16 protein-coding genes and 6 pseudogenes are annotated in these 23,046 nt (G+C 62.5%); 5 read left to right on the top strand and 17 right to left on the bottom strand.

Annotated features, from left to right (window positions below; genetic code table 11):
- The first annotated feature begins 63 nt into the window (after positions 1-63).
- The 3 genes and pseudogenes from ACFQE0_RS23285 to ACFQE0_RS23275 all read left to right on the top strand — a co-directional run.
- Positions 64-759 (top strand): hypothetical protein, encoded by a 696-nt coding sequence (locus ACFQE0_RS23285; RefSeq protein ID WP_378968725.1) that lies wholly within the window; start codon positions 64-66, stop codon positions 757-759.
- Positions 760-1,248: 489 nt separating this feature from the next.
- On the top strand, positions 1,249-2,592 hold the full coding sequence (locus ACFQE0_RS23280) for an IS1380 family transposase (RefSeq protein WP_378968723.1): 1,344 nt from the start codon (positions 1,249-1,251) through the stop codon (positions 2,590-2,592).
- 151 nt (positions 2,593-2,743) lie between these two features.
- Positions 2,744-3,376, top strand: a pseudogene (locus ACFQE0_RS23275) (efflux RND transporter permease subunit); the annotation flags it as partial.
- Positions 3,377-3,412: 36 nt separating this feature from the next.
- Here ACFQE0_RS23275 and ACFQE0_RS23270 read toward each other — a convergent pair.
- The 4 genes and pseudogenes from ACFQE0_RS23270 to ACFQE0_RS23255 form a co-directional block, all read right to left on the bottom strand.
- On the bottom strand, positions 3,413-3,787 hold the full coding sequence (locus tag ACFQE0_RS23270; protein ID WP_378973883.1) for a response regulator: 375 nt from the start codon (positions 3,785-3,787) through the stop codon (positions 3,413-3,415).
- On the bottom strand, positions 3,775-5,058 hold the full coding sequence (locus ACFQE0_RS23265; protein ID WP_378975654.1) for an ATP-binding protein: 1,284 nt from the start codon (positions 5,056-5,058) through the stop codon (positions 3,775-3,777). Before ACFQE0_RS23265 ends, ACFQE0_RS23270 begins: the two co-directional genes overlap by 13 nt.
- Positions 5,059-5,135: 77 nt before the next feature.
- Positions 5,136-5,598 (bottom strand): annotated as a pseudogene (locus tag ACFQE0_RS23260) (response regulator).
- 4 nt (positions 5,599-5,602) lie between these two features.
- Positions 5,603-7,853, bottom strand: a pseudogene (locus ACFQE0_RS23255) (ATP-binding protein).
- A gap of 468 nt (positions 7,854-8,321) precedes the next feature.
- Here ACFQE0_RS23255 and ACFQE0_RS23250 point away from each other — a divergent pair.
- Complete coding sequence (locus ACFQE0_RS23250; RefSeq protein ID WP_378973881.1) at positions 8,322-9,800, top strand: hypothetical protein; 1,479 nt, start codon at positions 8,322-8,324, stop codon at positions 9,798-9,800.
- A 174-nt stretch (positions 9,801-9,974) separates the two neighbouring features.
- Here the strand turns inward: ACFQE0_RS23250 and ACFQE0_RS23245 are convergent, their stop codons facing one another.
- The 10 genes and pseudogenes from ACFQE0_RS23245 to solA all read right to left on the bottom strand — a co-directional run bounded on the left by ACFQE0_RS23245 (position 9,975) and on the right by solA (position 17,537).
- Positions 9,975-10,211: a hypothetical protein gene (locus ACFQE0_RS23245; protein ID WP_378973879.1), complete on the bottom strand. Its 237-nt coding sequence runs from the start codon at positions 10,209-10,211 to the stop codon at positions 9,975-9,977.
- The gene (locus ACFQE0_RS23240; protein ID WP_378973877.1) at positions 10,208-11,617 is read right to left on the bottom strand and encodes a sensor domain-containing diguanylate cyclase; all 1,410 of its coding nucleotides are present in this window, start codon (positions 11,615-11,617) and stop codon (positions 10,208-10,210) included. The genes ACFQE0_RS23245 and ACFQE0_RS23240 overlap by 4 nt, the downstream gene beginning before the upstream one ends.
- Before the next feature lie 295 nt (positions 11,618-11,912).
- A pseudogene (locus ACFQE0_RS23235) lies at positions 11,913-12,118 on the bottom strand (IS110 family transposase); the annotation flags it as partial.
- A 171-nt stretch (positions 12,119-12,289) separates the two neighbouring features.
- Entirely contained in the window at positions 12,290-12,838 is a 549-nt protein-coding gene (locus tag ACFQE0_RS23230) for a formaldehyde-activating enzyme (protein WP_378973875.1), read from the bottom strand.
- Positions 12,839-13,023: 185 nt separating this feature from the next.
- Positions 13,024-13,776, bottom strand: coding sequence for an amino acid ABC transporter ATP-binding protein (locus ACFQE0_RS23225; protein ID WP_378975652.1), 753 nt, complete (start codon positions 13,774-13,776; stop codon positions 13,024-13,026).
- 13 nt (positions 13,777-13,789) lie between these two features.
- On the bottom strand, positions 13,790-14,635 hold the full coding sequence (locus ACFQE0_RS23220; protein WP_378973873.1) for an amino acid ABC transporter permease: 846 nt from the start codon (positions 14,633-14,635) through the stop codon (positions 13,790-13,792).
- Complete coding sequence (locus ACFQE0_RS23215; protein WP_378973871.1) at positions 14,632-15,048, bottom strand: ABC transporter permease subunit; 417 nt, start codon at positions 15,046-15,048, stop codon at positions 14,632-14,634. Before ACFQE0_RS23215 ends, ACFQE0_RS23220 begins: the two co-directional genes overlap by 4 nt.
- Positions 15,049-15,056: 8 nt before the next feature.
- On the bottom strand, positions 15,057-15,377 hold the full coding sequence (locus ACFQE0_RS23210; protein WP_378973869.1) for an ABC transporter permease subunit: 321 nt from the start codon (positions 15,375-15,377) through the stop codon (positions 15,057-15,059).
- 90 nt (positions 15,378-15,467) lie between these two features.
- On the bottom strand, positions 15,468-16,283 hold the full coding sequence (locus ACFQE0_RS23205) for a transporter substrate-binding domain-containing protein (protein ID WP_378973867.1): 816 nt from the start codon (positions 16,281-16,283) through the stop codon (positions 15,468-15,470).
- Between the two features lie 84 nt (positions 16,284-16,367).
- Complete coding sequence (gene solA, locus ACFQE0_RS23200; protein WP_378973865.1) at positions 16,368-17,537, bottom strand: N-methyl-L-tryptophan oxidase; 1,170 nt, start codon at positions 17,535-17,537, stop codon at positions 16,368-16,370.
- A gap of 129 nt (positions 17,538-17,666) precedes the next feature.
- On the opposite strand from solA, the gene ACFQE0_RS23195 reads away from it, so the two are divergent.
- Complete coding sequence (locus ACFQE0_RS23195; protein ID WP_378973863.1) at positions 17,667-18,617, top strand: LysR family transcriptional regulator; 951 nt, start codon at positions 17,667-17,669, stop codon at positions 18,615-18,617.
- Between the two features lie 514 nt (positions 18,618-19,131).
- Here the strand turns inward: ACFQE0_RS23195 and ACFQE0_RS23190 are convergent.
- The 3 genes and pseudogenes from ACFQE0_RS23190 to ACFQE0_RS23180 form a co-directional block, all read right to left on the bottom strand.
- Positions 19,132-19,422, bottom strand: a pseudogene (locus tag ACFQE0_RS23190) (site-specific integrase); the annotation flags it as partial.
- 98 nt (positions 19,423-19,520) lie between these two features.
- Positions 19,521-21,538 (bottom strand): annotated as a pseudogene (locus ACFQE0_RS23185) (glycosyltransferase family 2 protein).
- Positions 21,520-22,767: an HlyD family secretion protein gene (locus ACFQE0_RS23180; RefSeq protein ID WP_378973861.1), complete on the bottom strand. Its 1,248-nt coding sequence runs from the start codon at positions 22,765-22,767 to the stop codon at positions 21,520-21,522. Before ACFQE0_RS23180 ends, ACFQE0_RS23185 begins: the two are co-directional and overlap by 19 nt.
- Positions 22,768-23,046 lie beyond the last annotated feature (279 nt).

Below are 23,046 nucleotides of genomic sequence, written 5' to 3'. Positions count from 1 at the left end.
GGACGCTGTTCAAAGCCAGGAGACTGAAGCAACAGACCTCAACCTCAACGCTTTTGGGTGAGGTTGCTGCATAATACCGCGAAGTTCCAGCACGAGCCGGCCGCCTTCAAGGGCGGCCCGCGACCCGAGCTCCTCGTGGTCGCGCTCGAGGAACGCCTTGTCGTCGAGGTGAAGACCCCATCGCTCCTGGCGCACGCCCGCCAGCGCGGGGAGAACGGCGTGCAGTTGCCCTACCGCGAGGGCTTGCCGCTGGAGGGGGCGCGGGAAGCCTTGGGGGCCGGCGGACTGACGCTACCGAGGGACAACCCGATCCTGGATTTCCTGAAGGACGCTGACCGGAAGTTTCGGGGTTTCCGGTCCGACGGCCAAACCGCGGGCCTGCTCGTCATTGTCTGGGACGACCACATCTACGAGCCGATATCGACGTTGGTGAACCCCCGGTCCGGCCTCCTGACGCCGAACAGCTTCGCCAAGGGCGAGGACGGTGCCGCCCTGCGCTTCCCCGACGTCGATGCCGTCGTCGTGGTCCGACACCTGCACAACTTCGTGCGGGCGGCGGGGGACGCGCCGCTGTTCGACCGGCGCCATGGGCTGGATTTCGGCGACGACCGGGCGCTCCCCAACGTGTTGTTCGGCGGCGATGGTGGCAGGCCGATCCCCGGCGAGGTCCTCACCCGCCTCCGGGCTTGGCCGCACGACGACCCGAGGCTTGCGAACATGGCCGAGTACAAGCCGAATGACGTCGTCCTCTGGGTGTAGGACCACCAATCCCTAGGCGATGAACAATCCGACGTCCGGCAAAAGGAAACCCCGCGGCGCGCATCTGAGGCGCAGCGGGGTTCGAGGCCTCAGGGAAGGCGCCGGCGGCATCGAGCCGTCGGCGGGTGTTTCCGGCGCGGACCTGCAGCCCAAATCTGCCATTCCATGCCAATGGCAGCTTTCGGAAGCTAAGCGGCCATTCCAGCTGCTCCATTCGGAAGACCGCTTATGGCGCAGAGCTGCCTAGCGCCGCCATCAAGTGAACTTTGGCTTTCCTGTCTTGCCAGGCGAAACTGGGCTGGCAGGAATACACCCATCGCGTTCGTATCAGCAGTTTAGCTGACCGGCCGAACGCGAACGCTTCTAGCCCGTCTTATTCATGAGGGCAGTGGATCTGAGGTGGCGAGCGTAGCGTAGGCCATTGATATGGCTTAGGGATTGGGTGCTGTTGCCAAGCCTTCAGACCGCATCGAGCCCGCCACGCCCGCCATGTCCGATCCTACGTGTCTCCCGTTCGCGTTTCCATCCGTCTGGGGCAAGAAGCTCACAGCTGCGTTTGACGGCGGACGCCTGACCTCGGACGGCGGCGTCCTGCTGCTCGCCCAGGCTGCCCGACGGTTGGGCATCGCCGAGAAGCTCGCCGCGGTGATCCCGGACCGGCGTGATCCGAGCCGGGTTCTGCATCCGTTGCCCGAGATCCTGCTGGCACGCATCCTGGCCATCGCCTGCGGGTACGAGGATGCCGATGACCTCGACCATCTGCGCGCCGATCCAGCCTTCAAGCTCGCCTGCGGCCGCCTGCCCGACAGCGGCGCGGACCTGATGAGCCAACCCACCGTCTCGCGGCTGGAGAACACGCCGGGCCTGCGCGACCTCATCCGGCTCGGGCGGGTGCTGGTCGACCTCTACTGCGCCAGTTACGCCGTGCCGCCAGCCGCCGTTACTCTCGACATCGACGACACCTGTGATGTGGTGCACGGCCAGCAGCAACTGTCGCTGTTCAACGCTCATCACGCTGAGCGCTGCTTTCTGCCGATCCACGTCTACGACACCGCCACCAGCCGTCCCGTCGCGATGATCCTGCGCCCGGGCAAGACGCCCTCGGGTCGCGAGGTGCGGGGCCATCTGCGTCGGCTCGTCCGGGCGATCCGCCGCCACTGGCCGAACACCGCGATCACCATCCGGGGTGACGGCCATTACGGCCGGCCGGAGGCGATGGACTGGTGCGAGGATAATGGGGTCACCTACGTCTTCGGCCTGACCGGCACCAAGGCGCTCGCCGCCAAGGTCGAGGACACCGCCGACCCTATCCGGGTGGCGCGGGCCATCGACGACAAGGATGCGGTGCGCGGCTTTGCCGAGACCACGCACGCGGCCAAGTCCTGGCGACAGCAACGCCGCGTCGCTGCCCGCATCGAGGCCACGCGGCTCGGCCTCGACATCCGCTACGTGGTCACGAACATCACCACCGGCACGCCCGAATGGCTCTACGCCGACCTCTACTGCGCCCGCGGTCAGGCCGAGAACCTGATCAAACTCCACAAAACGCAGTTGGCCTCCGACCGCACCTCCTGCCGGAACCCTGCCGCCAACCAGATGCGGCTCGTGCTGCACACGGCGGCTTACTGGCTGATGCTGACCGTCCGCGACGCCATCCCGAAGACCCATCGTCTCGCCAGAGCCGAGTTCGCGACGATCCGGCTGCGGTTACTCAAGCTCGGGGCCCGCATCCGCGAGACCGCTGCCCGTGTCCGTCTTGCCTTCGCTGCCGCCTGTCCCGAGGCCGACCTGCTACGCCACCTCGCGACCGCGTTTGCTCCGGCCCCGGCCTGAACCACGGGGCTGTGACGCCCCGACGAACCCGCTTCCATCCCTCCAGCGCCGACAGAACACTCCAGATCCACACGCGTCAGAACAGACGTGCGATCCCGCTCGCCATCAGCCCAAAACGCACCGTCCGCCGAAGCCCAATGAATAAGTCGGGCTAGAGCGAGCCGAGGCGCGGCTGAGGATCGTGGTGCCGCTCACGCTCATCGTCGTGTTCCTCCTCCTCTACCTGAACTTCCGGCGGCTGACCGAGACGCTCATCGTGATGCTGTCGCTTCCCTTCGCCCTGGTCGGCGGAGTGTGGCTGCTGTGGTGGATGGGGTTTAACCTCTCGGTGGCGGTGGCGGTCGGCTTCATCGCGCTCGCTGGCGTCGCTGCGGAGACCGGCGTCATCATGCTGGTCTATCTCGACCATGCCTGGGACGAGGTTCGGACCATCTGCGCGCGCGAAGCCAGGCCCCCGACGCGGGCCGATCTGCGCCGCGCCATCATGGTCGGTGCGGTCGAGCGGGTTCGACCCAAGATGATGACGGTCGTCGCGATCATGGCCGGGCTCGTGCCGATCCTCTGGAGCCAGGGCGCGGGTTCGGAGATCATGCAACGGATCGCCGTGCCGATGATCGGCGGGATGGTCTCCTCGACCGCGCTGACCCTCGTCGTGATCCCCGCCGTCTACGCGCTGGTGAAGGGATGGACGCTGGAGGCCGGGAGCGAAGCCGCGGCGCCGGGGAGGGCGCCACCACGCGCCGTGGCAACCCTTTCGGAGCAGGCGGATATTCGCCAGTCATAGGTCATCGCCGCCCGGCGGCCCGCTGGCGCGATCCGCTCAGACGATCTTGGTCCGGTCCGAGACCAGGCGAAGGCCCGCTGTCGTCCTGCTGCCCAGGGCCGTCGCCACCTTCCGTTCGAGTTCGCCCTTGCGAAAGGGCTTCAGAACGATGGCATCCGCGCCGTTCGCCCCGGCATCGGCCAGCGCCGCGGTGTCCGCGAAGCCGGTTACGAACAACACCGGCATGGCCTGCCAGCGCCTTCGGATCTCGGTCGCCACTTCGGCCCCGTTCATGCCCGGCATCGCGAAGTCGAGCACCACGAGGTCGACATGTGGATCGGCTTCGAGGGCCGCGAGCGCCTGTAGGCCGGACGTGGCCTCCCGAACCGTGTACCCCACCTCGGAGAGGCGCGTGACCGTCACCTCGCGCACGCCCGCGTCGTCATCCACGACCAGGATGACGGCTTGGCTCCCGTGCGAGTGGGCCGTTGCGGTCTCGGGGGAGGCGCCTCGGCCCACACCTCCGCCTCGGTCGCCTCGACGCGGGGAAGGTACACCTTGAACGAGGTGCCCTCGCCGAGAACCGTGTCGATGCGGATGCCGCCGCCGGACTGCTTGATGAAGCCGAAGACCTGCGCAAGGCCGAGCCCCGAGCCCTTACCGGTCTCCTTGGTCGTGAAGAACGGCTCGAACACCCGCGACAGCACCTCGGGGGGCATCCCGGTCCCGGTGTCGCTGACCGAAATCATCACATAATCGCCGGGCTGCGGCTGCTCGGGCCGGGTCGGCTTGCCGGTGATGGTGACGTTGGCCGTCTCGATGGCGAGCCGCCCGCCGACCGCCATGGCGTCCCGGGCGTTGATCGCGAGATTGAGGATGACGAGTTCGATCTGGGTGGCGTCGATGAGCGCGGGCCAAAGCCCGTCCTGCAGCGTCGTCTCGATCTGGATGGAGCCGCCGATGGAGCTTTGAAGCAGGTCGCGCATCGATACGACCGTCCGGTTCAGGCTGACCGGGGTCGGGACCAGCCGTTGGCGCCGGGAGAAGGCCAGGAGCTGCGCGGTCAGGTTCGCGCCGCGGGCGGCGGCCCCGCGCATCATGTCGAGCCGCCGCTTCGAGCGCTCGTCGGTGACGGCGCGTTCGAGGAACTCGATGTTGCCCGCGATGACGGTGAGCAGGTTGTTGAAGTCGTGCGCCACGCCGCTGGTCAACTGCCCGACCGCCTCCAGCCGCTGGCTGAGCCGAAGGGCGTCCTCCGCCCGCTCGCGCTCGACGATCTGGTTCTCAAGGGCCGAGTTGGACACCGCGAGTTCGCGGGTGCGCTCAAGGATACGCGTCTCGAGCGTATCGTTCAGGGCCTGCAGGGCGGCCTCGGCGGCGCGCTTGTCGTGGCGGGCGCGCCGTTCGGCCAGGGCCCGGACGATGGTCCGGGACATGCGATCGAGGCGCTGCTTCGTCACGTAGTCGGTCGCGCCGTTCTTGATGGCCTCGACCGCGACTTCCTCGCCCAGCGTCCCCGAGCAGAAGATGAAGGGCGTGTCCGGACATTGCTGCCGGGCGATGCCCAGCGCGCTCACGCCGTCGAAGGTCGGCAGGACGTAGTCGGCGAGGATGATGTCGTGGCGGCCTTCCACGGCAGCGGCGGCGAACTCGTCGCGCGTAATCACGCGCTCGATCACCACCGGGTGGCCGAGGTTCTCCAGCTCCGCCTCGATGAGTTCCGCGTCGAGGTCGCTGTCCTCCAGGTGGAGGATGCGCAGGGGGCCGGCTGCGGGCCCGATTATTCGTTCGATGGCCAGCCTCCCTTGTGCGGGGGCGGCTCGTTCAGGAGCGCCCAGAACACGCCGATCTCCTTGATGGCCGCGAAGAACTCGTCGAAGGCCACCGGCTTCACCACGAAGGCGTTGACCCCGAGCTTGTAGGAACGGACGACGTCGGCCTCTTCCCGGGACGAGGTCAGCATCACCACCGGGATGCCGCGGGTCGTGGGGTCGGCCTTCACCGTCTCCAGCACCTCCAGCCCGTCGACCTTCGGCAGCTTCAGGTCGAGGAGCACGACGGCCGGGTCCTGCACTTGGCGGGCTTCGTGCGGGCCGCGGCGAAAGATCCAGTCGAGCGCCTCGGCACCGTCTCGGCAGATGACGATCTGGTTGGCGAGTTGGCTCGATTCCAGTGCCGCCAGGGTCGAGCTCGATGTCGTTCGGATTGTCCTCGACGAGGAGGATGGGCTTCAGTCCCGCCATGTGGCTACGCCTCCTCCCGGATGGGTAAGGTGAAATGGAAGGTGGCGCCTTCGCCGGGCTTGCCCTCGGCCCAGGTCCGGCCGCCGTGACGCTCGACGATCCGGCGGACGTTGGCGAGCCCGATGCCGGTGCCCTCGAACTCCTCGACACGGTGCAGGCGCTGGAACACGCCGAACAGCTTATCGACATAGGCCATGTCGAAGCCGGCGCCGTTGTCGCGCACGAAGAACACCGCCTCGCCGTCCTGGGGCGGCAGGCGCCCGACCTCGATGACCGACTCTGGCTTGCCGCGGGTGTACTTCGCCGCGTTCGAGAGCAGATTTTCGATGACCAGCCTCAGCATGATCGGATCGCCGTGGACGCGACCGAGCGCGCCGATCTCCCAGCGCACCGTCCGCTCGGGCGCGACGTCGCGCATCACCTTGCGCCGGACCTCCTCGACCAGGGCGTTCAGGTCGCCGCTCACCTTGTTCAGCGAGTGGCGCCCCATCTGGGAAAAGGTCAGAAGGTTGTCGACGAGGGTGCCGGCCGAGAACGCCGCCTCGATGATCGTATCGACGTAGTGCCGACCCTTCTCGGAAAGGTTGGCCCCCTCCTTGTTCTTCAACAGGTTCGAGTAGCCGACGATGTGCCGGAACGGCGCTCGGAGGTCATGGCTGACCGAGTAGGAGAACGCTTCCAACTCCTTGTTCGAGCGCTGGGCTCCTCGCTCATGGCCGCGAGTTCCTCGGCCCGGCGCAGCACGATGCCGAGGACCGAAGCGCGCAGGTCCTTGGCCGCCTCTGCCTCGGGCACAGACCAGGGCAGCGAGCGGCCCTTCACGGTCTCCTTCCAGATCTCGAACGACTTGCGCGGGTGCAGCCGGTCCGGCCCCCCATCGGGATCGGGCTGGGCGGCCTTCACCGGGTTGCCGCCCCACTTCACGGTGCGCACCACCTCCGGCCTGAACCAGAGGACGTAGCTCGCGTACCGCTTGGAGATCGAGATCGCGAGCAGGCCGCTGGCCCTGTCCGCGAAAGCCTCGGCCCGGGGGAACGCCTCCGCCAAAGCGTCGGTCGCGAACATGTCGTCGGAATCCGAGCGGGCCGACAGCCAGTCGTAGAGGGCGCGGACCTCACCCTCGGCCGGGGTCGCGCCGAGCAACCGGCACCGGTCGCTCGTCACCACCGCCGCACCCGAAGCGTTCACCAGGGCGAGGACGTCGTCGGGGTGGTTCAGCAGGCCGTCGATGAAGCTCTCTTCCTCGGCCATGTAGCCGAGCAACCGGGACTGGACCGCGCCGAGTGCCAGGCGCTGCTCGGCCTGCTCGCCGCGGACCTTGGCGGAGAGCTGCAGGGCGAAGATCTGAGTAAGGAAGTCGCAGGCATTGCGGGCCAGGAGCGGCACCCGCTTGGGATCCTGGTTGTGGCAGGAGACGAGCCCCCACAGCGCGCCATCGACGAGGATCGAGACCGACATGGACGCCATCGTGCCCATGTTGCGCATGTATTCGACGTGCACCGGCGAGACCGAGCGCAGCACCGACTGGCTCAGGTCGAGGGGCTTGCCGGCCGGGGTCATGGCCGGCCTGATCGGCACCGGTACGTAGGCCGCATCCGGGATGATGCGCAGCCGGTTGCGGCGGTAGAGTTCGCGCGCCTGGGCCGGGATGTCGGAGGCCGGAAAGCGCAGATCGAGATAGCTCGGCAGGACGCCGTTGCCGTCCTCGGCCAGCACCGTCCCGTGCCAATCCCGGTCGAACCGGTAGACCAGGGCCCGGTCGAAGCCGGTGACATGGCGGATGTCGACAGCCAATAGGTGGCAGAGATCCTCGACGGATCGCGCGGCGTGGAGGCGCTCGACGAAGGCTCGGAGCCGGGGGTGAGCGCGTCGAGGCCCGCATCGCCTGAGAGGTCGTCGGTCTCCTCAAGTTCCAGGATGACGAAGCCGTCGACGCCGTGGGCGGCAACTTCGTAGGCTTGGCGGACGCCCCCGATCTCCAGGGTCACTGTCCGAAGGTAGACCGCTCCGTCCTGCCGGGCCTCCCCGGTGAGGTAGCGGCGAACCAGCGCCGCGAGTTCCGGATAGGCCGCTTCGAGACCGGTTCCGACCGTGGCGGTCGCAGGTGCGTTGGCGCTGGCCTGGAGGATGGTCAGGTCAGGCACGTCGAGGGCCAGCAGGAAGCCGTGCGGCTGAACGCTGCCCACGATGTGAATGGGCTCGCGGTCGCAGGCAGACAGGTCGATTCGCTGGTGGGCCGCGTTGCTGCTCTGTATCAAACCCGATCCCGCGTTCGGACGGTCCCGGGACGGGGCCGTCGCGCGTGTTACCAGTCGGGGACGGCGGCCGATATAGGTCAAAAGCACCGGTGCAGAGGCCTGTCCTCCGCCTTCTGGCAAGGTGACGCCCGGGCGAAATCACTCCGGCTTTTCGACGGCGGCACTCAATGGCGCATCGCCAGCATACCGACGGTCATGGCGACCATGGCGCCCATCATCGCGTTCTCGGTGCTGGAACGCGCAATGCGCGATGAAAAAGTTTGTCTATGGCGTTGCAGCCCAAGCCGCGTTAGGCGGCCACCTATGTCTATTGCACCGAGCCGCCGGGCGATTCTTGCCGGCCTTACCGCGGTCGCAAGCGCGAGTACCGCTTGCCTAGCGCTTGAGGGCTCACCGTCTGACCAAGCCTATCGCCCGTTCGGCCCTTGGCTTAAGCGCCCAGACGATTGGTCTGGCCTCTACAACTTGGCCTGGGCCGCCGATGCGGGCTTTGCAGTCCCCCTCAACGGCATGGACGACGACAGCGTCGGCATCCAGAAGATCATCGACAAGTTCGGGTGCCGCCTGTTCAACCCAGGCCGTTACGTCAACATCAAGACGCAGGGGCTCGTCTACGAAGGCGGCGGCGCCGTCATCATGGGCGCCAACCCCGAGTACTCGATCTTCGCGCGCAACGTCGCTCTTCAGACGCTTGAGAGCGTGACGATTCCTTACCCGGTCTCCGGCCCGGTGACCTCGACGCGCGGCGTAGCTGCCATCCGGCTCGGTTCCCGCACCGATCAGGCGAAGTCGGCCGGGCGCGGCCTCGTCCAGGGAATTCGTTGGGAACACCCGGGGCGCCTCTTGGGCGCGCTCGTCGGTAACGAGACCCTCGCCGGGCAACTTTCCCACAGTGAGGCGATGCTCGAAGTGTGGGGTGGCGCCGGCTTCGCGGTCGAAGACTGCCAGCAGGGCGGCGCTGTCTACACCTATGCGTTCTACGGCGGCGACAGCAAGCGGATGCTCCGGTGCCGAAGCCTCGCGCAGATCTGGGATCGGCGAAACCCGCGGATGCAGGAAGGTCAGGCTGCCGTCCTGCTTGCGCACGGTGGAACGGCGCACGGGGCCGGGACCTCATTCTGGGCCGACTCCTGCACCCTCTACGGCGGCGCGACCACCGTCCCGCAGACCTACACGGTGCAGGACGGCATCACCCAAGCGAGCGCCGTCGCTTGCTCAGCGAGCAACGTCGCAGTTACCACGACGCGGCGAGCCGGCCCGGTCTGCATCTTCGAAATCCAGAGCCAGGAAGACTTTCAGATCCTCGATTGTTTCTCGGCTGCTGCGGATCGGTACAACATCAGGATCGCCGCCGTCCGTCCGGACGACATACTCCTGAATGGTAGCATCATGGGTGGCGACCACGACGAGAGCAACGAAGCCAACATCGCCACCTTCTGCCAGGGCGCGAACTTCGCCAGCCTGCGGCGGATGACCATCGCCAACACCAGGTTGAACGGTCAACTCATCGGCAAGCGAGCGCTCGACATCAACGGCGATCATGGCTTCACCAGCGTCGCCTTCCTGCAGATCATCAACATCTTGACGACCGCCCATCTCGGCGGGGCAGTTCGGATCAGCGGCGCCGATGGCGGCTTCCTGCGCTCGTCCATGATCTGCGGCTACAACACCGCCGGTAACGACATGACCTCACCGAGTAAAGGACGCCTGTCCGACGTCTGCGGCATCGACATCGGCGGCCAGACCCGGAACTTCCGCACCGAGAGCGTGACGTTCATCGGGGGTGTCAATGACACCACCAATGCCGGGAAAGCCCAGATCGGGTACCTCGACGAAACCACCGGCCGCAACAACACCTATACCGGACTCAAGTCGGTCGGACTGAAGGCCGGCGGGCGGTCCGTCTGGAGCGGCACCAAGTTCGTCGAGGACACGGCGCCCTAAGCGTCCGACAACTCCGCGCAACCCTGATAACTTCGTCCGCTCGGCATCCGCCGCGGCGAGCAATATCGTGTCCGCATCACTAATTTTCGGTTGCGTACATAAATTTATCGATTTTTACTGACCTGATTTTCAACCTTATAAATCACATCGGCACTATTTTAAGCTTCATCTCTATCAAAGTTGTTCAATGGCGCCGGACTCCTTCGCGATCATTGCTGCCCCCGGCATTCCGGGACCTGCCCCTTTTTTCTGGAAACTGATTTTCACCACGCTCGGCAATCGCATTGTCAGTGAGACCTTGTTTCGGCCCGGCGGCATTGGGGTGTGGATGCGACGCCCATCCTCACCATTCAGATCAGTGATGGCCCAACTTACGTCGCAGGAGGCTTTGATATCGTGCGAGTGGATCAAGCACTCGTCCTGATTGTATTTCGACCAGCATTTTTGGCATCGTACAGCGCTCGGTCTGCGCGTCGGGCAACTCCTTCGTAAGTCTCACCTGGCCGGGCGGAGGCAATGCCTATGCTCAGCGAAATCGTGGTCACAATCTTATCGTCGATCTCAAGAGGCGATGTCCGGGCAGCGTTGCGCACGCGCTCTCCGACCGCCTTAGCTAGTTCCAGATCGCTGTCAGGAAGCGCGATCATGAATTCGTCGCCCCCAATTCGGCCGACAATGTCAAGCGCGCGGGTATTGCTCGCAAGAATAGAGCTGAGATGCTTGAGGGCCTGATCACCGGCGTGATGCCCCCAGCGGTCGTTAATTTGCTTGAAGTGATCCAAGTCGATCGCGATCAGGCTGATGCGGGCGTCCAGTCGGTGCAAAGCTTTCTTCTGAAGTTTAGCTTCAAAGCCTCCGCGGTTAAGCATTCCGGTCAGAGGATCCGTAATGGCGCTTAGCGTCATTTGCTGACTATGCGCAGCGAGGGCTGCCGTAAGACGCGCCCGGGCAGTGACCTCTGCAGCGACCGGCAAGCATATCAGCAGAGTGACCGCGAGAAACGCTTGGAATGCCTGTGCCTGCATGAAGGGGCCAGGAAACAGACGTGAGATGGGTCCGTAACCGTTCATGGTCGCAATACCGCCGATGATGGCGATCAGCATCACTGCTGCTTTCGTGCCGAGGCGGCCCACTCGGAACGTGACCAGCATCAGAGGCAGAAAGATTGCAAAGATCGCCGGATAAGGCGAAATATAAAATACCCAGTATGTCACAGAGCAGACGAACGCTAGTAGAAGTAAACACTCAAATCTCTGCAGCCAGCTTTTTCTTTTAAAACAAACGACAAAATCTCCACGAAATGTGGCGTGGAAGAATGGGGTAAAAACCAAAAGACCAAGGCTGTCGCTGGCAAGCCAAGTTGAAAACGATTTCCAGAATGGCTCCCCATAAACGGAGCATGCGGCAGCGGCTCCGATGACTCCACTCAAAGTGGGCGCGGCAAGTCCAGCCATTGCGATGAACCTCGCTACTGCTGGGGTTGATTGTAGGATTCCATCCCGATTAGTTTCACAACGCAGGCAAGTTGCTGCGATCCATATCTCAACAATGTTGCCCAATCCGAAGGCTATTGGACCTATCAGCGTTCCGCGCATGACATAATTGGCGGCGACACCGCCAATAAATCCCGCTGAAAGCACATTCGTCCAGCGTGGGCGATCCTCTGCCAGCAAAAGCGCGACAAGAATGGCGTTTGCAGGCCAAATCGTTGCAATATCTTTGCCGTTACTCGTCAAATGGATTGTGAGAGCTGCGGCTGAAAAATACGATAAAGCCGCCATCGACCAAATCTGGCTGTTCTCTTTGGCGACCTTCATGGCTTACCTTTTAGCAGCTTCTACTCGCATGCTAACGGTCTCCTAACTAATCGTTCGTCCCACTGCCCATCATAAGCAGTTCAGTTTCGGTCGCAAAGGACTCGAAAATGATCGCAAACTGATCACAAACGATGCCAATTCAGCGGGTCAAGCTACGAAATTTCGCATCAAGGATTGTACTTTAGCCTAGAATGAGGCTGCGGAGCCTCTGGCTCAAGCAACTTCTGTGAGACCCCCGCACGTCTTGATTGGCCCTATACGAAACGGTTGTTCCCACTAGCGGCGACCGTCTGCTGATGGCAGCGGCATCGTTCGCATCGGTCTTGCCACGCTTCATGAACGGCTTCACGTAAGCCGGCGGCATCAGCCTCACGTCGTGACCGAGCTTGGTCAGTTCACTGGCCTAGTGGTGCGCCGTGCCGTATGTCTCCATGGCGCATCGACGGCGTAAATCTGGAAGATGATCTTGGCTAGGTCGATGCCGACGGTGCCGATCTCCAGAGGGATGGCTCCTGCATCTGTGTGACTCCGGCTTCGGCAGCGACCACATCCTGGCACCAAGATGCCGTCAGCCGAAGCGGGAGCAATCCACCCCATCCGCTCTAAGGCGCTAGGCACCGGAGAGCGGACGTTACACTATCGATCGCTGGGCTAAGGCTCACTTTCGAATTGCTAAATTTTTCCTTCTAAGCCCATCTGGTAATACTTGTGCGTGATCTTATCCTGGTTCTCCAGGAGCCAGTCGATCGACGGTTCGTTGGTCATGGCCTTGCGGATCGCCTCGGTCATGCCTTTGCGCTGGATCTCGAACAGCGCCTTGTGGTCGACCGTCTCGGCCTGGATGACGCCCGGGCTCAGCCAGACCGAGCAGATGATTCCGAGGTCATTGGCCTTCTCCTTCGGGATGTAGCCAGCCCGCACCGCGTCAAGGACGCCGTTGGCGATGGCGAACTGCACCGTGCCCATCAGGATCGAGGTGTACTTGCTCTCGGTCACGCTCACCTTTGAGACGCAGAGCGTCACCGGGCGAACCATGATGTCGGTGTTGAGCAGGGCAAAGACGCGGCTGTGACCGACCACTTGGTCGCCGGTCAGAGTCGCGAGCGCTGTGCCGACTGGCCCGTCGAGCTCGCCGATGATGACCTCGGGCTCCGAGGCGGTGTTGGGCGGGCCGCCCGCCACGAGGGCCTCGCCGGCGCGGAGGATGATGCGTTCGCTCATGAACTCTTCCCACATCTTGCAACGTTGGCTTGATAAGGCCTGTCGCCCCTGGATCAACCAGATTGTTGCTTCAAGTTTCCGACGCGGGGCGAGTCACGCCTCTGGTCGCAGATTTTGCGTCTAGTCCTTACTTCATTACCGGTCAGTGACTGCATCAAGAAAGGGTGCAAACTGATCTCTCGGGTCTACAGCACCTGCGAAAGAAATCGGCGTGTGCGCTCATCCCGCGCGGAAGTGAAGAAGGTCGCAGGTGGCCCATGTTCTACGATGACGCCACGATCCGTGAAGTAGATGTGGTCGGCCACATCCCGAGCAAAGTTCATCTCGTGGGTCACAAGCATGCACGTCATGCCCTCCTCGGACAGTTCGCGGATCGTGACAAGTACCTCCTTGACTGTTTCGGGGTCCAAGGCGGCGGTGACCTCGTCGAACAGCATAATATCTGGCCGCATCGCCAAGGAGCGGGCAATGGCGACACGCTGCTGCTGCCCGCCTGAAAGTTCGCCTGGATAGGCATTCTCCTTTCCTGCCAGCCGAACCTTGGCAAGGAGGGCACGGGCACGCCCCTCAACCTCGTGCTTGTCCTGCCCGAGGACATGGATGGGGGCCATCATCACGTTCTGCAGCGCCGTCTTGTGCGGGAAGAGGTTATATTGCTGGAACACCATGCCGACCTTACGGCGCAGGGCCAACTTGTCGAGCTTCGGGTTGGCAACCTCGATGCCCTCAACCAGGATGGAACCGGAGGTGATTGGCACGAGTGCGTTGATGCACCGGATCAGGGTCGATTTGCCGGAGCCCGATGGGCCGATGATGCAGACGACTTCCCCTTTCTTGACCGAAAGGCTGACACCTTTCAGCACGTCAAAGGTGCCGTAGGATTTCTGGATGTCGGTGCACTGAACGATAGGCTGGTCAGATGTCCAAGGCATGGTCATTATCTTGAGCTCCTCAACGGATGTGGAACCGGCGCTCAAGATGAGCTGTCCATAGATTGATTGGATAGCAGTAGACAAAGAAGCAAAGCAGCGCGAAGCCGTAGAGCGGTGCGAACAATTCCGGCCGTCCGCCCTCGGCCGCATGAACCTGCGCGGTCAACGTGAGCATCTCGGAGACGCCGACGATCGAAGCAAGTACTGTCGCCATCGTCACGAGCGCATAGATATTCATCCATGGCGGCAGCATCCTCTTGATGCATTGCGGCAGGATGATCCGCCACATGGTCTGGCGCCGCGTGAAGGACAGGGCTTCAGCCGCTTCCCACTGAGTCGAAGGCACGGACCGGACGGCGCCCCGCACGACCTCGGCGACATTCGCCATGACCGGCAGCGCGAAGCCGACCGTCGCCTTGACCCAATCCGGCAACGGAATGACGATGTTGAACACCGTGATCTGGAATGGGATCAGAAACATCACAAAGAAGAGCAGGACCAGCCAGGGAGCATTGCGAAAGAACTGTGTCACCATCCAACTCGCCCTCGCGAGGGGCCGAACGTCGGAGAGCATCGCGAGGCCCAGGCCGAGACCGGCGATGGTGCCCAGCGCCATCGCAAGTACGGAAATCAAAACGTTGAAGGCGAAACCCGAGAGCAGGAGCGGCGCCCACTTCACGATGACTTGCAGGGGTGTCATTGTTGCCGGTCCCGTCTGCGCCCAGGCCGTTGACGCCACCATGACAGCGCAGAAGCACAGTCCGACGCCCGAAGGCAGGCTGAGCCGAGGATGTATCCGGGTCTGGACGACCCGATAGGGAAGCAGCACGGGAAGAGCGGGCGAACCGTTTGAGGTCGTCTTCATCGGCCATATCCCGGAATGCGCAGCGTCCGCTCCCACCGATGCATCAGCCAAACAAGAATTCCGACGAGGATGCCATAGGTCGCCAGCAGTACGACCATCATCTCGGAGACGTTCTGCGACTCGGACCAGATCTGTTTAACGGCGTAGAGGGTTTCTGGAACGGCGATGGCGTAGGCGAGTGTCGTCGTTTTGAGGAGATTGACCAAATTATTGTTCAGCGCGGGCAGGCAGACGCGGATCGCCAAGGGCAGGACGATGTAGAGGTAGGACTTGAGCCGCGTATACCCGAGCGCCTCAGCCGCCTCGACCGTCGTCCTCGGAACAGCTTCGATACCAGACCGGAAGATCTCGACGTTGAAGGCAGCTGCGAACAACGACAGCGAGATGATCGCCCACTGGACGTTGTTGACCATCGGAACGTTCATGCCGCTGGCTGTTTCAACTGATGGTAGCAAAGAGCCAAGGCCGAAGTAAAAAAGAAAATCTGTACCAACGGAGGTGTATTGCGAAACACGACGACAAAGACGTTGACGAATGTCCGCAAAACCCTCGAGGGGCCGCTTTGGATCAAAGCACCTGCCGCTCCCAGAATCACGCTAGCGATGATAGTCGTCAGACCGAGAAAGACGGTCATCTTGAGACCGTTATAGTATCTCATCCAATCGTAGCTGTCGTAAAAGATCGTAAAATTAAAGCCGGACGACACATAAAGCCGCTGGAACCAGTCTGGGATCGAGCCCATCGCATGACCTCGCCGTTTCGAGGCCGAGCGCCTCGGTTCATTCCATCATTGCAGCGTGGTGTCCTGGCAGGCCGTTGCCCCGCCTTGCCATCAATTGCTGGCCTTGTACTTCTCATACATGGCCTGCGAGTATTCAGTCGGGTTGATGTCCCATTTCTTTTCTTCGTCAACGATGAAGCCGGTCTTCATCCAATCTTTCGTCGTCGTCTCCAAAAATTGCTGGAGGCCGGCATTGCCCTGCGCCACTGCGATCATCCACGGCGCTGAAAATACGCCTTTAAGGGGCATGGCGTAGTCCGCCTTCCACTCGTCATCGAGCAACTTACCTTGTAGAAAAGTCTGATCGTACACGTAGCCAACGCAATTGCCCTGCTTCATGGCGAACAGGGGCTTCTCCGAGCCATCGAACGCCATGATTTCGGCGCCATAGGTGCGGGCGATGTCCTTGTTGTACCAAGCTCCGGAGGTCGCGCAGACGGGCTTGCCCTTGAGATCAGCCCAATCCTTGATCCCGGTCTTCTTGTTGACCAAGACATTGACGAAATCGGAGTAATAGAGCGGCTCGATCACCTGCACGACACGGCGGCGCTCCGGCTTGTCCGACATGGTCGCTATCAGTACATCGACCTTGCCCTGCTGAAGAAACTCGATCCGATTGGCTGAGGCGACGGGCACGAGTTCGAGTTTGACCCCGAGCCGCTTGGCCACGTCTGCTGCTAGATCCGGTTCAATGCCGACGATCTGGCCGGCGGGGTCGCGGAAGCCGAAGGGGCGGTAATCGGCCTTCACGCCAACAAGCAAGGTGCCTCGCTTCTTGATGGCATCGACGCCATCGGCGGCCCCGGCGCTCTCCAGTAGCCACGTCGTAGCGGCCCCTAAGGCCACGAATCGAAGAACGCCTTGCATGGATCTCACCTCTCTCGTGCGTGCTTACGGGGATGCGCGGTCGGCGCGGTCGTTCCGAGCCGCGGGTGGCGTCATCGGTTCGCGTTAATGGAAGCGGCGGACGGAAAACGGCGTCGTGGGAATGCCGCTGCGGCCCTCGGTCAGCAATTCGGCTGCCACTCGGCCGATACCAGCCGAGTGCTTGAAGCCGTGTCCCGAACACGCCGACACGACCAGCACCCGGTCCTGATGTGGATGCCAGTCGATGATGAAACCCCGGTCTGGTGTGACGGTGTACAGGCAGGCGGCGGCCTGGGCGACGCGTGGTGTCGTTCCAGCCAGGCGCCCGGCGACATGGCGCCGGTACATCTCGGCCGACTCGGCGGGATCGACCGTCCGGTCGAGCGTGTCGGCGGTGGTGCTGGTTTTGTACTGCTCGGTGGCCACCTTGAGGCGCCGATCCCCCGGTAGCGGCGGGAAGCCATAGAGGTAATCGACGTCGGTGGCGCCGTGCATCCAGATGAAGACGGGGGCATCGGTGCGGTAGGACGAGGTATCCTCTAGCTCGTACCAGTGCAGCACCTGCCGATTCACAGTCAGTAGCCGGTCGAAGGGCTGGCCAAGCAGCGCGGCATTCCAACTGCCGGCCGACACCACCACCCGGTCGGCCGCAAAGGCCCCTGCCGATGTCTCGACGCGGACGCCATCGCCGTCCTGAACGATTGAGAGAACCTCGACGTCAGTGCGTATCGTGGCGCCGAGCTGCGCAGCGCGGGTCAGCTGCGCCTTAATGCAACGCTCTGGATAGACGAAGCCGCCGCCGGGCTCAAAATAGGCCTTCTCGTTCCCTTCGAGGTTCAAGAATTGAGGGAAGCGGCGCGCCACCTCCCGGCCGTCGAGCATCTCGTGGGGAATGTCGAATCTCCGAGCGGCTTCCTGGGAGCGGGCCACGAAATCCGGCTTTCCGTGATGAGAAGTCTCACCCACGCCGGGTGCCATGACCAACACGCCACAAGCATTGAGCAGGGTGTCACCCGTATCGGCTTCCAACTCGCGCCAGATGCGATGCGTATCGAGAACGAGCGGGACGTAGTCGCGCCCCTCGCCGACGGCCTGTCGCGTGATGCGGGTCTCGCCATGGCTCGATCCCATCGTGTGTGGCGGCGCGAAGCGATCGAGGCCGATAACCTTCGCGCCTCGCTTCGCTAACTGGTAGAGGGCGGCGCTGCCCATAGCCCCCAGGCCGATCACCAGAAAGTCCGCTCGCTCGCTCATCAGAATGCCGAGATGCCTAATCCGTGAACACAACTCGAATTGACTGCATCGGCGGCTATGAAGCAACGAAATTGCTGGATATGAAGCAAAACTGAAGATCTATGTGAAAATCGCTTAATCGGTTCCGTCGTGCAGCCAACTTTTGATCTGAGGACCCTGCAAATCGTCGCCGCGGTGGCGGAAACCGGCAGCATGTTGGAGGCCGCTCAACGCTACGGCATCACGCAGTCAGCGGTGTCCCAAGCTGTGCGCCGGGCCGAGGCCACCGCTGGCGTCAAGCTGCTCGATCGCACTAAGCGTCCCCTCGTACCGACGCGGGCGGGGCGGATGCTGGCGAGCCGGGTGATTGACTTGAGCCGCGATTACGAAGCGCTGCTCGGCACGCTGCGGACGGTTGCAGCTCTGCCTGAGCGAATCGACCTGCGACTTGGCCTCGTGGACTCCTATGCCGGCACGGTCGGCGCTTATCTGGTGAAGGAACTCGTGACCGGAGCGACGGCCCTCAGCCTCTCCGCATGGTCGGGTCTAGCGGCGTCTCATGGGGAGGCGCTGCTGCGCCGTACGATCGATGCGGCCATTACCTGTGATGCAATGGAGGACTTGGATGATGTCGAGCGGTACCCATTCTATCGCGAGCCGTATGTCCTGATCGTGCCCAGGGCGATCGCAGCGACACTCGAAAACCAGGGGCTGGAGGAAATTCTCGCGAAGCACCGCTTAGTCAGGCACAGCGAGCGCTCCTTTGTGGGTAGTCAGGTCGAAAGGCACTTGAGCCGGCTCGGCATTCGGCCGCCACGGGCGTTCGAGTTCGACACATCCGACAGTCTGATCGCCATGGTCGCGACTGGGATGGGCGTGGGCATCACTACTCCGCTTTGCCTCTTGCAAGGTATCGCCCATGCCGCGCAGGTTGGCGTATTGCCACTGCCCGGACCGAGCTTCTCCCGAGACCTGCTCCTCGTCACACGACGGGACGATCTTTCATCCCTAGCACCACGCATCGTTGACATTGCACGGTCGACAATCACGAATTTCGCTATGCCACGCATCCAGACGCTAATCCCATGGTTTAAAAAATAAATTTAGAGCACAAATGGCAATATAAAATCTATATTTCGAAATATACTAAAGAAATGTCATCGAATTTGCGGGCCATGTAGCACGATTGTTTAAAAAATATGATGAAAATCAGTATTTATTTGAAGTGAAAAAGTATGCATCGACATGAACGGCCGGGCCGGGTCGGCAGCGGAATAGCTGCTGAAGGTGGATGTCGACCGGCCCGCTTCGGTGACGCGCGGTGTGAAGGGAACATCGACCTCGCTTTGGGTGACGTCTTACTCTGAATCGCAGCTAGTCCGATTTTCATTTCCTCAGAGGCTCCTGCCTGCGCCCGCCATGAAGCCCGATCGAGGCGGAGCGACCGATCTGGGGAACAAAGCCAATCCGCGTACCATCCAGAGCAGACAGGGAAGGACGAAACGCTTGAGGCTGCTTCTGGCCCCCCCGGCCGCTCTCAGCACGTCCGACATAGGTGCTTTTCTGCCGGTCTGCGGTGAAAGCCCCTCGAAATCGATTCCACGGGGCCGAACGCTCAAATCTCAGTACGTTCGGCCAGAGACAGAGCATCCTTGACGTCGACGCCGAGGTACCTGACCGTACTCTCGCTCTGAGTGTGGCTGAGTAGGATTTGGTTGTCATCCAAGTTACCGGTCCGTTTGTAGATCAACGACACCTTCGTGCGCCGCAGGGAACGGGTTCCACCGTACTCACTGCGCAGCCCGATGCCCGCGACCCGCTCATCGACCAGGCGCTCATACTGCCGGGTGTTGATGTGCGTGACGCCGTCGAGCCGGCTAAAGAAGACATGGTCGTCGAGCGCTCCGCTCGTGACCGTTAGCCATGCGGCGGCCGTCCGGTAACGTTTGCTTTGAGTGATCAGAAGCAAAGGCATGCTTTCGCGCCCTGCAGCACCAAGACACGCTAAGCGGCTTGCGGGCGCCTGCCGAACATCCGAGACCAAACACCGCCTGCGATAGCGGATTTGTCGAGTTCGTGGATGTCCTGGTTATAGCGGCCTGTGTAGAGCTTCACGATCATGCGGTCGCGGCATTCGCCGCCGAGTGTAAAGCTGAATTTCACGCAGACCGGTTTGCCCGCCTCCGACTGCGAGACCCTTTCGACCTTGCAGCGCAGATGCGGGAACGCGTCCATCTCGACCCACATAAACTCGCCTTGACGCACGTCTGGGGGCACGGCGAACTCCGCGATGCCCCCTCCAGCGAAAGGCTGACGATGCGCGCCTCACGATACCGTTCGCTCACCCCCAGCACGAGCGCGCGCTCATGCGTGGAGAAGGATTCCACCAACGGGCGCGGCCGCTCGAAGCAGATCAGAGCGGCGATCATCAGGACCACGATGTTGACTACAGCCCAATAGGCCGAGACCACCGAGAACTCGCCCTCGCCAATACGCGCCCACTCGGGAACGATGTTGACGATGAGCCCCAGTGCCGTGACGGCGATCCAGAACGCAATGGAAAAGAACGTGTAAGCGTCGAATTCCGAGTCCTCGTTGCCCGACCCCTTCGGCGTCACCTTGAAGGGCACACCGAACGGCTTGATCAGACTGGAGAGCACGACGGGCAGCATGCGAAATGTCGCGAAGGCGCCGACCGCGGATGAGATCAGCGGCAGGTAGCGCGTCGGCGTGAGCCAGGCCATCAGAAGGAAGTAGCCCACCAAGACGGGCAGCTGGTAGAGCACGATGTCGGTCGTGCCCGTGAAGTAGAGCGGGGCCGCCCCGGTCCATAAGTAGACCGCCGGCACGACGAGAATGACGAAGCGGACCGTGTATTGCACCAACCAGGACAGGGGGATGAACATCACCCGCTGGAAGAGGTTGAGGCCGGGGCCGCGCAGCGGTCCGTTGTGCAGGTAGATCGTCTGAATGCCGCCGCGGCACCAGCGCCCGCGCTGCACGAAATAGCCCTTCAGATTTTCGGCCGCCAAGCCCATCGAGAGCCGCTCGTTGAGATAGCGGGTCTTATAGCCCTGGTTCAGCATGGCGAGCGTAGTGAGCAGATCCTCGGTGATCGAGTCGTGCGGAAAGCCGCCGATGGCGTCGATGGCCGTGCGCCGGGCGATCGAGCAGGAGCCGCAGCAGAAACTTACATCCCAGGCGTCACGGGAAGTGGCCATCTCGTCGAAGAACAGCCGCTGCTCGTCGGGCCAGACCTTCTCGAGACCAAGGTTCGACTGCACCGGGTCCTTGTTGAAGAAGTGTTGCGGCGTCTGGACGATGCCGATGGTCGGGTCTTGGAAGAACGGCACGGTACGCCGGAGGAAGTTGCGATAGGGCACGAAGTCTGCATCGAAGATCGCGACGAAATCACCCGATGCGACCGTGAGGCCGTTGTTCATGTTGCCCGCTTTGGCGTGGCTGTTGTCGGAGCGCGTGACGTGGATCGCGCCCTTGGTCTCGCAGAATATGCGCAGCCAGTCGCGGCGCTTGTCGTCGAGGACGTAGACCGTCAGCTTGTCCTTTGGGTAGTCGAGCGCGAGCGCCCCGACGATGGTCCGTTCCAGGACGTCCAAGGGCTCGTTGTAGGTCGGGATGAACACGTCGATACGCGGCAGATCCTCCGGGGCGCGGGCGAAGAACGCACGCTCCAGGCGGTCGGCCTCGGCATGTCGATCGACGTAGCGGCTCATTGCCACGAGGAAGAGCAAGATGTCGGCGAAAGCTCCGAGTTCGACGCAGAACACGAACCACGTCCAGAAGAAGCCGAAACTCCCGTCCGCCGGGTAGGGTAGGACGGTGTCGAAGAGGCGCCAGCAGAGGTAGCGCAGGGCGACCAGCAGCACGAAGCTGCAGGTGACCGCACGCGTCCATGTACGGTCCCGGGGCAAGTTCAGGGTGAACACGAAGAAGAAGGCGGCGACGAAGAGCGTCGGCCCAAGTGTTGTGAGGTTCTGCAGCGTCACGAGATGCTGAACCACAGGCCCTTGACCCAATTCACCACGGGATCGAGGGCAATCTGCCAGGATGGGGCCCGCGCGAACCGAACTTGAACTGTGCGGCCGACCTGACAAAAGTTGGCGTAGTCCGTCTGCATATCGCTTTGTTCGAGCGCGACCCGGATGCGCGCATTCTTGCCGCGGCTCTGCGGCGGGATCGCCGCGAGCACCGGCTCCTCGACGGCTGCCGCCGATCCGCGCACGGACCGGACCTCCCCTCCGATCACCTGGGACGTGCCTAGGAGGCGCACGTCCGCCCTCTCGCCCGGCTTGATCTGATCGTAGTTCACCTCGTCCACGAGGATGTCCACGAACAGGTCGCGGCAGTCGAGTAGGCGGAGCAACTCGTTGCCGACGAGCACGTTCGAACCTGCCACGACGTTGTTGCGCCAGATCACCCCTTCGAACGGGACCTGTATTGCGGCAAAGGAGAGCCGGTCGTTGCGTGAGCGTTCCATAGAAAGCTGGAGACTCAGCTGCTGGGCGCGCGCCTGCTCGATGCGGATCTGCGCCTCGACATTGGCGAGCTGGATCGCGACCTCGTCGGTGCGCTGCTGCGAGTAGGGCACGTCGTTGCGACCTTCGCCAACGAAGGTGCCACGCTTGAGCGCATCCAGTTGGCGTTGGAGTCGCTCGAGTTCGGCTTTCGCGATGGTCTGCTCGCTGCCGGCGCCGACGGAGGCGGCACGCGCCTGCTCGACCGAGCTGCCCGCGACCACGCCGGTCGCACCCAGTGTCTGCTTTCTAGCGAGGTCTGCCTCGGCCGAGGCCTTGTTCGCCTGCGCCGTTGCGATGCGCTGCTGACGGATGACGATTTCCTGTTGGATGCTCGTTATGCTTGCCTGCTGATACTCCTTGAGGCGGTCGACGAGGTCGGTCTTCAGCGCGGCGAGATCCTTCGCCTGCCTTTCCAACGCACGCAGTTTTTCCTTGGAAGCGTTCAGGTCGGCATCCAACTGCGCCTCGGCGGTCCGCGCAATGCGGTCGTTGTTGATGAAAAAGACCGAAGTATCCTGGGTCAGTGCCGTGCCAACCTTCGGTGGCGTATCGGAGACGACGCCTTCGATGGGCGCCGAGACGAGGGCGAAGCGGGCATTCACCGTGCCGTCGAGGCTCGTGTATCCCGTAAAGCTTGGAAGGATGGCAAGGATCGCGGCGCTAAGCAGAAGCAGGCCGACGAGTACGCGGATCGAGCGATTGTTCCAGGGCATTTGTAAGCTCAAATTTGAACTAACATTCGCAAAATCGGCAACAAAGCTACCTGACCAATGCGCAAACCCCAGATATTGGCCGAAGTTCCGGGTCTAATCACTTGGGCAGGGCGCGGGGCGCGCAAAATACGCCCCAATATTATAGTTAATCATTTGCGAATATAGACCAGCCGTATCTCCGGGTTTTTCGGCTTGGCACGCTGCCAAGCCTGCTGCGCCGGCCAATGACTGAAGAGTACGATCAGGACACACGTCCGGTTTTGTGGCGTCAGCTGCCGT

Origin of the sequence: Methylobacterium komagatae, from assembly GCF_042661665.1 — a bacterium.
GTDB classification, from domain to species: Bacteria; Pseudomonadota; Alphaproteobacteria; order Rhizobiales; family Beijerinckiaceae; genus Methylobacterium; species Methylobacterium komagatae.
The sequence above is the reverse complement of the archived record's forward strand: the minus strand, read 5'-3'. Positions and strand labels throughout refer to the sequence as shown.

Coding starts and splice junctions, on each gene's coding strand:
- ACFQE0_RS23280 (WP_378968723.1), top strand. CDS start 1,249: ATGTCCGATCCTACGTGTCTCCCGTTCGCGTTTCCATCCGTCTGGGGC.
- ACFQE0_RS23240 (WP_378973877.1), bottom strand. CDS start 11,617: ATGAAGGTCGCCAAAGAGAACAGCCAGATTTGGTCGATGGCGGCTTTA.
- ACFQE0_RS23230 (WP_378973875.1), bottom strand. CDS start 12,838: ATGAGCGAACGCATCATCCTCCGCGCCGGCGAGGCCCTCGTGGCGGGC.
- ACFQE0_RS23225 (WP_378975652.1), bottom strand. CDS start 13,776: ATGACCATGCCTTGGACATCTGACCAGCCTATCGTTCAGTGCACCGAC.
- ACFQE0_RS23220 (WP_378973873.1), bottom strand. CDS start 14,635: ATGAAGACGACCTCAAACGGTTCGCCCGCTCTTCCCGTGCTGCTTCCC.
- ACFQE0_RS23215 (WP_378973871.1), bottom strand. CDS start 15,048: ATGGTCAACAACGTCCAGTGGGCGATCATCTCGCTGTCGTTGTTCGCA.
- ACFQE0_RS23210 (WP_378973869.1), bottom strand. CDS start 15,377: ATGGGCTCGATCCCAGACTGGTTCCAGCGGCTTTATGTGTCGTCCGGC.
- ACFQE0_RS23205 (WP_378973867.1), bottom strand. CDS start 16,283: ATGCAAGGCGTTCTTCGATTCGTGGCCTTAGGGGCCGCTACGACGTGG.
- solA (WP_378973865.1), bottom strand. CDS start 17,537: ATGAGCGAGCGAGCGGACTTTCTGGTGATCGGCCTGGGGGCTATGGGC.
- ACFQE0_RS23180 (WP_378973861.1), bottom strand. CDS start 22,767: ATGCCCTGGAACAATCGCTCGATCCGCGTACTCGTCGGCCTGCTTCTG.